The sequence below is a fragment of the Formosa agariphila KMM 3901 genome, from assembly GCF_000723205.1.
In the GTDB taxonomy this organism is placed as follows: domain Bacteria; phylum Bacteroidota; class Bacteroidia; order Flavobacteriales; family Flavobacteriaceae; genus Formosa; species Formosa agariphila.
In genome coordinates this window covers 3,029,551-3,042,119 of record NZ_HG315671.1, presented here as the reverse complement: position 1 = coordinate 3,042,119, position 12,569 = coordinate 3,029,551, and the positions used below count along the sequence as shown (strand labels likewise).

The following is a 12,569-nucleotide window of genomic DNA, read 5'->3' as shown; positions in this document are numbered from 1 at the left end:
GGAGTCTAAATTTAAAAGGCAGTTATGGTCTTTCTAATAGCCACTAAATGGCTTAATAAACCTTCTAAATGATCTAAATGTAACATGTTTGCACCGTCACTTTTTGCATTTGCAGGATCGAAATGTGTTTCAATAAATAATCCATCTACGTTATTTACAATACCGGCTCTTGCGATGGTTTCTATCATATCTGGTCTTCCACCTGTAACACCACTAGATTGGTTAGGTTGTTGCAGGGAATGGGTAACATCTAAAACTGTAGGTGCATATTCGCGCATGGTTGGGATGCCTCTAAAATCGACAATCATGTCTTGATATCCAAACATGGTACCGCGATCTGTAATCCAAGCTTTGTCGTTTCCAGAATCTTTTACCTTTTGTACGGCGTGTTTCATAGCCTCAGGACTCATAAATTGTCCTTTCTTTAAGTTAATTACTTTTCCGGTTTCTGCAGCGGCAACAAGTAAATCTGTTTGACGTACTAAAAATGCAGGAATTTGTAATACATCTACGTATTCGGCAGCCATGGCAGCATCAGAAATTTCGTGAATATCTGTTACTGTTGGAATGTTGAAGGTGTCTGAAACTTTCTTTAAGATCTTTAATGCTTTTTCGTCGCCAATACCCGTAAAACTATCAATTCTACTACGGTTTGCTTTTTTAAAACTTCCTTTAAATACATAAGGAATTTTTAAATCATCTGTTATAGAAACAATCTTTTCGGCAATACGTAAAGCCATGTCTTCACCTTCAATGGCACAAGGACCAGATAGAAGAAAGAAGTTATTAGAATCTGTATATTTTATTTGAGGAACATCTGAAAGTTTCATATGCTATTAATTTTTTAGGTTGCAAAGTTACGGAAAATTAAAACGCTATTTAATATGTATGCATAGTAGTTTATGCTGAATATTGTTAAGGTTTGTGTTAAAAAAAGGGAATGGAATTTAAAACAATTTGTAACTGTAGTAAAAAAGGTTAGATGCTACCTTAATATATAAGGAGTAAAATATAAGCTGTAAAATGAGAATCTAGGGATAATCAAATTAAAATGATTTATCGAAAAGAATTAGATGTTTTTTAGTAGACGAAAGACCAGTTTATTTCTAATAATTTTATTGATATGCTTTTTAAGCATGAAAAGAAGTGCTTAAATTATGTATTTGGCAATTATAGAATGTATTTTTAATAATTTGATATACAATTAGTAAGCTATAATTTTTGATGTGAACCCCTATGAATATTAAATAAATAGGTCACTAGATTATTATATGATTAATTTATGACATAATAATCATTATTCTAGAAAAATATAATGTACATTTGCACGCTTAAATAAGGCATCAAATATATGGCTAATATTAAAAACATTGCAATTATTGCACACGTAGATCACGGTAAAACGACTTTGGTTGACAAAATTATGTACCACTGTCAATTATTCCGTGAGAACGAAAACACTGGGGATTTAATCCTTGATAATAATGATTTAGAACGTGAAAGAGGGATTACTATTACTTCTAAAAACGTTTCAGTTATTTATAAAGACACAAAAATCAATATCATTGATACTCCTGGTCACGCCGATTTTGGTGGTGAAGTAGAGCGTGTATTAAACATGGCAGATGGTGTGTTATTATTGGTAGATGCTTTTGAAGGGCCGATGCCACAAACGCGTTTTGTATTACAAAAAGCAATCGACTTAGGTTTAAAACCTTGTGTTGTTGTAAATAAAGTAGACAAAGAAAACTGTACGCCAGAAGAAGTACATGAAAAAGTATTCGACTTAATGTTCGAATTAGGTGCAGAAGAATGGCAATTAGATTTTCCTACAGTTTACGGTTCTGCAAAGAACAACTGGATGAGTGATGATTGGAAAAATCAGACGGAAAACATCGAACCATTATTAGATATGGTAATCGAACATATTCCTGCTCCAAAAATTCCAGAAGGAAATACACAAATGTTAATTACATCTTTAGATTTCTCTTCATTTACTGGTCGTATCGCGATTGGACGTTTAACACGTGGAGAACTTAAAGTTGGACAACAAATTTCTTTAATTAAAAGAGATGGAAGTGTTGTAAAAAATAGAATTAAAGAACTTCATATTTTTGAAGGTCTTGGACGTATAAAAGTAGACGAAGTTCAAACAGGAGATATCTGTGCGATTGTTGGTCTTGAAGGTTTTGAAATTGGTGATACTGTTGCTGATTTTGAAGATCCAGAAGGATTAAAAACAATTGCTATTGATGAGCCAACAATGAGTATGTTGTTTACAATTAACGATTCGCCTTTCTTCGGAAAAGACGGAAAATTTGTAACATCTCGTCATATTAAAGATCGTTTAGAAAAAGAATTAGAGAAAAACTTAGCATTACGTTTGGGTGAAACTGGAAGTGCAGATAAATTCATGGTTTTTGGTCGTGGAGTATTACACTTATCGGTTTTAATTGAAACGATGCGTCGTGAAGGTTACGAACTTCAAATTGGACAACCACAAGTAATCATTAGAGAAATTGATGGTGTTAAATGTGAGCCAATGGAAGAATTAACAATCGACCTTCCTGAAAGTGTTTCTGGTAGAGCAGTAGAATTCGTTACATTACGTAAGGGAGAAATGTTATCTATGGAAGCTAAAGGAGAGCGTATGGTTTGCGAATTTATAATCCCTTCTCGTGGTATTATTGGTTTACGTAACCAATTATTAACTGCAACTGCAGGAGAGGCTATTATGGCACACCGTTTTAAAGAATACCAACCTGTTAAAGGTGCTATTCCTGGTCGTGTTTCTGGATCTTTAGTGTCTATGGAAAATGGAAAAGCAATTCCTTATTCTATCGATAAATTACAAGATAGAGGTAAATTCTTTGTTGAGCCGGGTGAAGATATTTACGAAGGTCAAGTTATTGGAGAAAACTCTCGTCAAGACGATATGAACATTAACATTACTAAAGCTAAAAAGCAAAGTAACGTACGTTCGTCTGGAGCAGATGATAAAGCTAAAATTGTTCCTGCAATTAAATTCTCTTTAGAAGAAGCTTTAGAATATATTCAGAAAGATGAGTATGTAGAAGTTACACCTAACTTCTTACGTTTACGTAAAATTCACTTAACAGAAGTAGAGCGTAAAAGAAATAAAATTATTTAATTTTTTGTTGACTGCTTGCAGTTAATATCAGAAAATCAATATATTTAAAGAGGAATCCTTACAAAGGGTTCCTCTTTTTTGTTTTGTTAATGTTTTAAAAAGATGATTCTATGGAGGTTTTAGGTATTTCGGTAACAGAATGGGTAGGCTACTTAGCATCTCTAGTATTGCTTATTTCGTTTACAATGAAAGATGTTGTAAAGCTTAGAGTAATAAATACACTAGGGTGTGCGCTTTTTGTGGTCTATGGATTTATGTTAGAAACATCTTGGCCAATTGTAATAACGAACGGTGCTATAATTTTAATTAACTTCTATTACTTATTTCTGAAGAAAAAATAAAACAAATCATAGTATCAAATTAAAATGATGGTAGACGTAATGACATACGAAACACTAAAAATTTTATATTCGCTGTTTAATTTAAACGTTTCAACATCTTAATGTTCTTCTATCTAGATACTTTTTGTAATCTATGTTTGAAACATTGCGAGATATTATGTTATGCTATTTAACTCCTTAGATTTTGCAGTTTTTTTACCAATAGTATTTATACTGTATTGGTTTGTTTGCAATACTAAATTAAGCATTCAAAATATATTCATTGTCGTTGCAAGCTATATCTTTTATGCGTGGTGGGATTGGCGTTTTCTTTCATTAATATTTTTTAGTACTGCGGTAGATTATTCCATTGGGATAGCACTTTCTAAACAACAAGATAATTTTAAAAGAAAGATATTATTATGGGCAAGCGTTGCTGTAAATCTAGGCTTGCTAGGCTTTTTTAAATACTATAACTTCTTTCTAGAAAATTTTGTTCTAGCCTTTACATTGTTTGGTGCCGATTTACGCTATAATTCCTTAAATATTATTCTGCCTGTTGGCATCAGTTTTTATACATTCCAAACATTAAGTTATACCATAGATATCTATAGAAAGCAATTGGAATCAACTAAGAACTTCGTTAGTTTTATGGCTTTTGTTAGTTTCTTCCCGCAGTTGGTTGCAGGTCCAATAGAACGCGCTAGAGATTTATTGCCTCAGTTTGAAGTGGAACGAAAGTTCAATTTTGATAAAGCCGTAGACGGTTTAAAACAAGTGCTCTGGGGACTGTTTAAAAAAATGGTAATTGCAGATAATTGTGCCATTTTTGTTGATGAGTTTTTCGGGAATCATGAAGTTTATTCAGGAAGTACACTGTTAATAGGTGCCTTTTTCTTTACCATTCAAATTTATTGTGATTTCTCAGGCTATTCAGATATTGCCATTGGTGTTTCAAGATTATTCGGATTTAATTTGTCTAAGAACTTTGCTTTTCCCTATTTTTCTAAAAATATAGGCGAGTTTTGGAGGCGTTGGCATATCTCGTTAACCACTTGGTATCGCGATTATTTTTATATTCCAATGGGCGGTAGCAGAGGAACTAAATTATTTCAAATAAGAAACACAATTTTAATTTTTTTGGTAATCGGACTCTGGCATGGTGCCGCATGGAAATTTATAGTGTATGGTTTTATAAACGCTTTACACTTTTTACCTTTAATTATTTGGGGGCGAAAGAAATCTAAAAATAGAAGTGTTGAAACTAATAAGTTAGTGCCGAGTGTAAGAACAGCATTTGGTATTTTAAAAACATTTACATTCTTAGTGCTTGTACGTGTTTTTTTTAGAGCAGACGATTTAAATATTGCAATTGGATATCTTGGTAAAATATTTTCTAGCTCTTTATTTTCAATACCAGAATTTGCTCAAAGAACAAATGCAGTTGCCGTTTTCTTAGGTATTATTGTGTTTATGAGTATAGAATGGTTTGGGAAAACAAATGAATATGCGATTGAAACATTAGGAAGTAATTGGAAACGGTTATATAGATGGTGTTTTTATTACGTTCTTGTATTCTGTATCTTTTATTTTTACGCGAAGCCACAACAATTTATTTATTTTCAATTCTAAATGAAACACTTCCTTAATCTGTTTTTACTTTTTATACTACCTATTATGGTGGCTGTATGTATTATGGAAGTTTTATTACGGCATATTCCAAATGCTTATCAGGTTAAATCAGAATATTTAAACACACACCAAGACAGTATTAAAACACTGCTTTTAGGAAGCTCACATGTGCTTTATGGCATTAACCCTGAGTTTTTAAGTGAGGAGGCTATTAATTACGGAAATGTATCGCAAACCATAGATATTGATTACGAAATTGTTAATCAGAAATTAGACAACTTAAAGGCTTTAGAAACGGTTGTTTTAAGATTGTCCTATACCACGCTTTTTGAGCAGTTAAAACACGGTGACGAAGTTTGGAGATTAAAAGATTATCAGGTTTATACAGATATAGATTTAAACGTAAAACCAATATATAATTTCGAAATTTTAAGTGTTAAGCTTAAACATAACTTAGAACGGATTTATAATTATTATATTTTAAATAAAACTTCAGAGCGTATAGGTAATTCAGGCTGGTCTCAGGCAAGATCACACAACACGGAAATTGATATTGAAGAGATAGGTGCCCGAATTGCTGAGAAACATACAGTTGTAAACAACGATTTTTATTTAGATAATGTAAAGCATTTAGAAAACATAATTATTAAATGCAATAAAAAGGGCGTAAAAGTGGTTTTAATTACTATGCCGGCTTATGCCAGTTATGTTAAGCATTTAGATGCTGTTCAGTTAGATAGCACACTTTTGGTAGGGAAATCTATGCAGAATAAATTCGCTAATTGCACATATTTTAATTTTTTAGAAGAGAAGAGTTTTGGTAAACAAGATTTCCTGGATGCTGATCATTTAAATAGTCAAGGTGCAGAGAAATTTTCAAAACGAATAGATAGTATACTTAGGCAATAAAACGTATTTTTATTTTATGAATCAAATTAACGTAGTTCGTTATACTCATCAATATTTTAAACTTTGGAATGCTTTTATTTCTAAGTCAAAAAATGGTACTTTTTTGTTTCACCGTAATTTTATGGACTACCATAAAGATAGGTTTGAAGACTACTCTTTAATGGTCTTTAAAAAGGAAAAATTAATAGCGGTTTTACCTGCAAATAGAAAAGACGATATACTTTATTCTCATCAAGGTTTAACATATGGCGGATTATTATTTGAGGACGAATTAAAGTTTCAAGTTGTTTTCGAAATAGTTAAAACTGTTTTGCAGTGGCTCTCTCGAGAAGGGGTTTTAACTTTAAACTTAAAGACGTTGCCATCCATATATTCAGCAATACCAAACGATGAGTTGTTGTATATTATGTTTTTATTAAAAGCTGATTTATATCGTCGTGATTCGCTTTCAGTGATTAATTTAAAAGCGCCGATTCCATTTTCAAAAAACAGATTAGAAGGATGTAAGCGGGCAAAAAAACATAGTTTACAAATTAAAGAGGTGGATTGTTTAGATGATTTCTGGAATACCATTCTTATCCCGAATTTAATAGATAAACATGATGCTAAACCTGTGCATAGTTTAGAAGAAATAATGTTGTTAAAATCTAAATTCCCTAAACATATTCGGCAATTTAATGTCTATCATGAAGAAGAACTTGTAGCTGGCACCACTATTTTTGAAACAGAACATGTGGCTCATTCTCAATATATATCTGGAAATGCTTCAAAAAATATTTTGGGCAGCCTAGATGTGCTTCATGCTTACTTAATTGAGCAGGTATTTAAAGATAAATTGTATTTCGATTTTGGGACTTCTAATGAAAATGATGGGAAACAATTAAATGCAGGATTACAATTCTGGAAAGAAGGTTTTGGTGCACGAACAGTTATTCAAGATTTTTATAGTTTAGACACAAGGAATTTTACACTTTTGGATGCTGTTTTATTATGATTAAATTTTTAGACTTACATAAAATAAATGCACGGTTCGATGCAGAATTCCAATTAAAGTTTAAGGCATTTTTAAATTCAGGACACTATATTCTAGGAAATGGTTTGTCTACTTTCGAGAATGATTTTGCGGCTTATTGTGGGACAAAACACACTGTTGGAGTAGGGAATGGTTTAGATGCCATAACGCTTATATTAAAATCTTACATAGCATTAGGAAAATTAAAGAAAGGTGATGAGATTTTAGTGCCTGCGCATACATTTATAGCTAGTGTTTTGGGGGTGTTACAAGCTGGATTAAAACCAGTTTTTGTTGAACCTAATATAGAAACCTATAACATGTCTGTATTAGATATGGCGTCCCGTATAACGATTAAAACTAAAGCCATTCTCGTGGTTCACTTGTATGGGCAGTTGGCTGAAATGGATGAGATTCAAAACATTGCTAGTCAGAATGATTTATTGATTATTGAAGATGCCGCACAAGCTCATGGCGCGTTATATAAAGATGGACGAGTAGCAGGGAATTTAGGCGATGCTGCAGCTTTTAGTTTCTATCCGAGTAAAAATTTAGGGGCTTTAGGCGATGGAGGAGCAATAACCACAAACGATTCCGAATTAACAGAAATTATTAGAAAACTGAGAAACTATGGTACATCGTCTAAATATGTTAATGATTTTGTAGGTTGTAACTCTAGATTAGATGAAATTCAAGCGCAATTTTTAAGTGTGAAACTGAAGCATCTAGATGCAGATAATGACTTAAGACGAAAAATAGCAATTCGCTACCTTTCAAATGTCAATAATAGCAAAATAATACTACCTTTATGTTCGAATTTGAAAGCGCATGTTTTTCATCTTTTTGTAATTCGGGTAGCTAATAGAAAAGACTTTATGGACTATGCTAAAAAGCACAACATAGAAACTTTAATTCATTACCCAATTCCTCCCCATAAACAAGAGGCACTAAGCAATTTCAATGATTTACGACTTCCTGTAACAGAACGAATTCATGAAACAGTTGTGAGTTTACCAATAAGCCCTGTTATGGAAGGAGAGGATGTGGATTATTTAATAAATGTTTTAAACGGGTATTGATTGAAAAGGATAATAAATTTTATTAACGATAATGTTTTAATTAAGGTCGCGTCTTTAAATTCGGCCTCGGTAATTACTAAAATCATTACAGGGTTTTTAACCTCTAAAGCTATTGCCATTTTTATTGGTCCTGAAGGTTTAGCTTTAATAGGGAATTTAAGAAATTTAGTAAGTTCTATACAATCTTTTGCTGTACTTGGTATGTATAGTGGTGTTGTTAAATATATAGCAGAATTTAAAAACAATACTGTAGAGCTTACAAAAACCTTATCGACGTCGTTTTATCTCGGTTTTATTTCTACCATACTCGTCTCCTTTATCTGTTATTATAATGCCGAATATATAAATACCTTAATATTTCCAACCTATAACGATTATGCCTACGTTATTCGGGTACTGGCAATAGCATTGCCTTTTTATTCGATGAATATGTTCGCATTTTCCATTATGAATGGATTTTCGAAGTATAAAATGTTGCTCATAATTAATATTATTGGGCAGATTTTAGGAGCCTCGATTACACTTATTTTAATATATCAGAATCGTATAGATGGGGCATTAATTTCGGTAGTAATTTCAGAATCTATCATCTTTCTAATCACCTTTGTTGGAGTTATTAATCAGCGTAGTTTAATTCCGCTAATTAAATCCAGCCAAGTAAGTTCTAAGTATATAAAATTCTTAGGGTCGTATTCTACTATGGCACTGTTCTCTGCTATTGTACTCCCTATTGTAGCTATTTCCATTAGAAATTATATTATAGATAATATTGGGTATAAGGATGCAGGGTTCTGGGAAGCCATGGTTAGAATTTCTAAGTATTATTTAATGTTTGTAAGTTCTTTAATGTCGCTTTACATCCTACCTCGATTCTCCGAAATAGATAACGTAAAAGAGTTTAGGGAAGAGGTTTTCGGATTTTATAAAACCATAGTTCCTGTATTTGGATTAGGGTTATTGGTGATTTTTTTACTGAGACGTTTTATTGTTGCAATCGTTTTTACCGAAGAATTTAAACCGGTAGAAGACTTGTTCTTATGGCAACTTTTAGGAGACTTTGTAAAAGTACTGTCTATAATTATATCCTATCAATTCTTGGCAAAAAAGATGTTCTGGCATTATATTATAACAGAAGCATTTTCTGTATTAATACTGTATTTAACAAGTATGTATTTTATAGATCTGTATGGAGTTAAAGGGGCAACTATAGCTCACTTTGTAACATACGTTATGTATTATGGTATTATTTTACTAATTTTTAGTACGTCTTTATTCGGAGTTTTACCAGAAAATGAAATCGCTGTAGAGGAAGAAGACGAGGAGAAAAAAGACTGAAAATAGACGAGTATTTTACCATCTATCTTGATTTAGTTACACTCAGGTTTATAGTGTTATTTTAAGCTGTATTTTAAATGCTAGACTTAAAAAATGTGATGCAGTAACCAAATCTCTGTTTTTAAGAGCTAACTTTAACTCATATATTACGCGATTTTGTAAGGCCTTGTGTTCCGATTTTTTTTCGTTCATATTGAAGGCTTTTTTACAGATAATGTACGTTGATTCTCCAAATTTCCGACGGTTCTTTTTTTTGAAATTTGTACCTAAAGAATCCGAAACCACGCGTTTTTTAACAAGTACTTTATCGACATAATCATAGTCGTAAATTCTAGAGGATCTAAACCAAAAATCGACATCTTCGTACATTAGATTTTCATCATAACCACCTAACAATTTTAAGACATCTGTCTTCATTAATATAGAGGCAGAACTCAAGAAGTAGCTATGTAGTAACCGTGAATAAATGTTCCCTGTTACAGGTTTTGTTTTTGCAGTAAAATCGTTATTAATAGGGTATAGGTAATATTTGTGAGCTCCGTTCTCTTCAATAAGTTCTACATTAGAAAATACAACACCAAGATTCTTATATTTTGAGGTCTTAAATTTTGAAACTAAACTTTCTATAAAATTGGGTAATAGAATGTCGTCTGTAGCTAAATCAACAATATATTCGCCTTTTGCATGTTGTAATGCTGTGTTAAAAGATTTTGTATTACCAATATTTGTTTTGTTTTCAATAAATAGAGCGTCGTTGTTTTTTATCCAATGCTTTATAAGTTGAACAGAGTTATCTTGGCTGGCATCGTCGGTAATAATAATTTGAATTTCACCGTACGTTTGATTCTTAATAGATTCTAATGCTTCAATTAAAAAACGCTCATGATTATAGCATAAACAGATAACAGTTACTAACGGATTTCTAAGCATGATAACGGTGGCGTAGTTTTTCTTTTTGTAATTTTACAAACATAATTGAAAATAATGCATGATATCAATAATAAACATTTGAAATTAGAAATTTTAATTTCAACAATGTTTCGAACTGATTTACTCTTTTTAGAAAAAATGTTTATACATGAGCATTTTTCTACTTTCAATATTCTCATTGTAAACCAAACTACAGAAGATAAATTATTAACGTCCAATTATGCCAATATACGCGTTGTTAATTCTTTTGAAAGAGGTTCTCCTGCAAGTCGGAATTTAGCTATTAGATTGGCAATTGGTGATGTGTTATTAATGTCTGATGATGATATTGTGTATGAAAAAGGTTTGGAGGAAACTATTCTGGGTGCACATCAAGAACATGAGGATGCAGATATGATTTCTTTTGAAGCGATAAACGAACAAGGTCAACGCTATACAAACTACTACCCCGAAGGTGAGCATTCTAAAAAATCGCTTATGAAAATTTTTACCTGGGTTATATCATTTAAACGTGAGGTTTATAAAGCCCATGAAGTGTATTTTAATCACCATTTTGGCGTAGGGTCAACATTTAAGGGAGCCACAGAATATGTGTTCTTAAGAAATGCTTTCGATATTGGTTTAAAAATGATACATCTTAATAAATTAATTGTTATGCATCCTAATTTAAGTTCGGGTGTGTTAATGGGAAGCGATAATGCTTTTTTTGCAAAAACAGCTTTAAGGCAGCGTTTTATAGGTAATTTAAGTTACATTTGGTTAGTAAAGTATGTGCTTTATGCTTGGAAAGCGAACGATATTAAGTGCAATGAAATACCCTATAAATATAAAATGGGTTTACAAGGCATAAAAACGTACAAAGCTCTTTAAGCTAGTGGAGAAATAGATAAAATACATGTTAGTCAGAATTATAGATATACCGAAAATTAAAGACAGACGCGGTAATTTGGCCGTAATTGAAAAAGATAGTATTCCTTTTAAAATTAAGCGTGTCTATTATTTATTCGATGTGCCTAGTGATGCATATAGAGGAGGACATGCACATAAAAAGCAAGTGTCTTTATTGATTGCTTTAAGCGGAAGTTTTGAAGTCGTTATTAAAAATGGTATAACTGAAGAGCGTATTGTGCTTAACAAACCAGATAAAGGGCTTTTAATTCCTACTGGAATTTGGCGCGAGCTTGAGAATTTTTCTTCAGGTTCGGTGTGTTTGGTTTTAGCATCTACAGAGTTTGAAGAAGCCGAATATATTCGAGACTATCCTGAGTTTTTAGCGTTTAAAGGTGGAAAGTAAACTTTCTTTCCGCTTAGTGCCTTTAGCTTTAAAAGTACCTTTAAAAGCCAAGCTGGGCAAAATAATAATATTTTTTGACTCGTTTTTAAATTGCCAACATCTAAGTGTGTTCTATAAAAATTATAGGCCGATGTATTCGCATTTAATTTACTTAAAATAGCCATCGAGAACCTGTTTTTATCTATAAAGATCTTCACATCTCTATTTTTGCTTTCTTCAGATAAATAGTTATCATATTTAGGTTTATATGTTATATCAAAAGATGTGTTGGACAAACTAGAATCGTCATACACATAATAGACTAATACTTTAGCAATAAAAACAATAGGATAATTGATTCCAATACGAATCCACATATCTGTATCTTCTCCCGATTTTAAGGATTCATCAAACCAATCTGTTTTAGAAAGTATAGCTTTTTTAAAAACAATACTGGAGCTAGATAGCAAACTATGTCTTACACTGTTTTTAAAATAATTTTTAACCTCTACGTTGTCATCGAGTTTAAAATTATATGGAACAGTCGATGTTTTACTGCTATAATGATGTGCTATTGCGCAAGAGAAAACAGCTTCCTCAGGAAATTTTTTAATTAGATTATACATGGTTTTAAGATAATCTGTATGCCAAAAATCATCCCCATCTAATAGTGCGATATTATCTGAATTTGCTTTTTTAATGCCATAATTTCTGGCATAACTCACACCGTGATTTGTAATATTATATACTTTAAGTCTTGAATCTGTTATGGTATTAACCAATGCTAAACTTTGATCTGTAGAGCCATCATTAATGATAATAACTTCAAAATCTTTAAAGCTTTGATTTGTAACAGAACTAATGGTGTTTGTTATATGTTTCTGCTTGTTGTAAAGCGGTATAATTATAGAAAAAAAAGGCTGCATGT

12 protein-coding genes are annotated in these 12,569 nt (G+C 31.9%); 9 read left to right on the top strand and 3 right to left on the bottom strand.

All coding sequences use genetic code 11. The features are described 5' to 3' along the window. Positions 1 to 11: 11 nt before the first annotated feature. Complete coding sequence (gene kdsA / locus BN863_RS12665; protein ID WP_038531180.1) at positions 12 to 830, bottom strand: 3-deoxy-8-phosphooctulonate synthase; 819 nt, start codon at positions 828 to 830, stop codon at positions 12 to 14. Between the two features lie 521 nt (positions 831 to 1,351). On the opposite strand from kdsA, the gene typA reads away from it, so the two are divergent. From typA to BN863_RS12630, 7 genes are all read left to right on the top strand, one after another. Next, positions 1,352 to 3,151 carry a translational GTPase TypA gene (typA, locus tag BN863_RS12660; protein ID WP_038531177.1) on the top strand — a complete coding sequence of 600 codons (1,800 nt, stop codon included), beginning with the start codon at positions 1,352 to 1,354 and terminating at the stop codon, positions 3,149 to 3,151. A 110-nt stretch (positions 3,152 to 3,261) separates the two neighbouring features. Next, complete coding sequence (locus BN863_RS12655) at positions 3,262 to 3,492, top strand: hypothetical protein (RefSeq protein ID WP_038531173.1); 231 nt, start codon at positions 3,262 to 3,264, stop codon at positions 3,490 to 3,492. A gap of 162 nt (positions 3,493 to 3,654) precedes the next feature. Beyond that, positions 3,655 to 5,103 (top strand): MBOAT family O-acyltransferase, encoded by a 1,449-nt coding sequence (locus BN863_RS12650; protein WP_038531170.1) that lies wholly within the window; start codon positions 3,655 to 3,657, stop codon positions 5,101 to 5,103. Further along, entirely contained in the window at positions 5,104 to 6,012 is a 909-nt protein-coding gene (locus BN863_RS12645) for a hypothetical protein (protein ID WP_148304612.1), read from the top strand. Positions 6,013 to 6,028: 16 nt separating this feature from the next. Next, on the top strand, positions 6,029 to 7,006 hold the full coding sequence (locus BN863_RS12640) for a GNAT family N-acetyltransferase (RefSeq protein WP_038531164.1): 978 nt from the start codon (positions 6,029 to 6,031) through the stop codon (positions 7,004 to 7,006). Then, positions 7,003 to 8,103 (top strand): DegT/DnrJ/EryC1/StrS family aminotransferase, encoded by a 1,101-nt coding sequence (locus BN863_RS12635; protein ID WP_038531163.1) that lies wholly within the window; start codon positions 7,003 to 7,005, stop codon positions 8,101 to 8,103. The genes BN863_RS12640 and BN863_RS12635 overlap by 4 nt, the downstream gene beginning before the upstream one ends. Then, the gene (locus tag BN863_RS12630; protein WP_038531160.1) at positions 8,104 to 9,438 is read left to right on the top strand and encodes an O-antigen translocase; all 1,335 of its coding nucleotides are present in this window, start codon (positions 8,104 to 8,106) and stop codon (positions 9,436 to 9,438) included. 48 nt (positions 9,439 to 9,486) lie between these two features. Here the strand turns inward: BN863_RS12630 and BN863_RS12625 are convergent, their stop codons facing one another. Next, entirely contained in the window at positions 9,487 to 10,368 is an 882-nt protein-coding gene (locus tag BN863_RS12625) for a glycosyltransferase family 2 protein (RefSeq protein WP_038531158.1), read from the bottom strand. A 78-nt stretch (positions 10,369 to 10,446) separates the two neighbouring features. Between BN863_RS12625 and BN863_RS12620 the strand changes: the two genes are divergently transcribed. Then, positions 10,447 to 11,238 carry a glycosyltransferase family A protein gene (locus tag BN863_RS12620; RefSeq protein WP_158409013.1) on the top strand — a complete coding sequence of 264 codons (792 nt, stop codon included), beginning with the start codon at positions 10,447 to 10,449 and terminating at the stop codon, positions 11,236 to 11,238. 25 nt (positions 11,239 to 11,263) lie between these two features. Next, positions 11,264 to 11,662, top strand: coding sequence for a sugar 3,4-ketoisomerase (locus tag BN863_RS12615; protein ID WP_038531152.1), 399 nt, complete (start codon positions 11,264 to 11,266; stop codon positions 11,660 to 11,662). Here BN863_RS12615 and BN863_RS12610 read toward each other — a convergent pair. Then, complete coding sequence (locus tag BN863_RS12610; protein WP_051774776.1) at positions 11,626 to 12,567, bottom strand: glycosyltransferase family 2 protein; 942 nt, start codon at positions 12,565 to 12,567, stop codon at positions 11,626 to 11,628. The two genes, BN863_RS12615 and BN863_RS12610, sit on opposite strands and share 37 nt — an antisense overlap. Between the last annotated feature and the right edge of the window lie 2 nt (positions 12,568 to 12,569).

What these genes read in the sequence shown, in the direction of transcription:
- kdsA (WP_038531180.1), bottom strand. Translation starts at nt 830, where the DNA reads ATGAAACTTTCAGATGTTCCTCAAATAAAATATACAGATTCTAATAAC.
- typA (WP_038531177.1), top strand. Translation starts at nt 1,352, where the DNA reads ATGGCTAATATTAAAAACATTGCAATTATTGCACACGTAGATCACGGT.
- BN863_RS12655 (WP_038531173.1), top strand. Translation starts at nt 3,262, where the DNA reads ATGGAGGTTTTAGGTATTTCGGTAACAGAATGGGTAGGCTACTTAGCA.
- BN863_RS12650 (WP_038531170.1), top strand. Translation starts at nt 3,655, where the DNA reads ATGCTATTTAACTCCTTAGATTTTGCAGTTTTTTTACCAATAGTATTT.
- BN863_RS12645 (WP_148304612.1), top strand. Translation starts at nt 5,104, where the DNA reads ATGAAACACTTCCTTAATCTGTTTTTACTTTTTATACTACCTATTATG.
- BN863_RS12640 (WP_038531164.1), top strand. Translation starts at nt 6,029, where the DNA reads ATGAATCAAATTAACGTAGTTCGTTATACTCATCAATATTTTAAACTT.
- BN863_RS12635 (WP_038531163.1), top strand. Translation starts at nt 7,003, where the DNA reads ATGATTAAATTTTTAGACTTACATAAAATAAATGCACGGTTCGATGCA.
- BN863_RS12625 (WP_038531158.1), bottom strand. Translation starts at nt 10,368, where the DNA reads ATGCTTAGAAATCCGTTAGTAACTGTTATCTGTTTATGCTATAATCAT.
- BN863_RS12615 (WP_038531152.1), top strand. Translation starts at nt 11,264, where the DNA reads ATGTTAGTCAGAATTATAGATATACCGAAAATTAAAGACAGACGCGGT.
- BN863_RS12610 (WP_051774776.1), bottom strand. Translation starts at nt 12,567, where the DNA reads ATGCAGCCTTTTTTTTCTATAATTATACCGCTTTACAACAAGCAGAAA.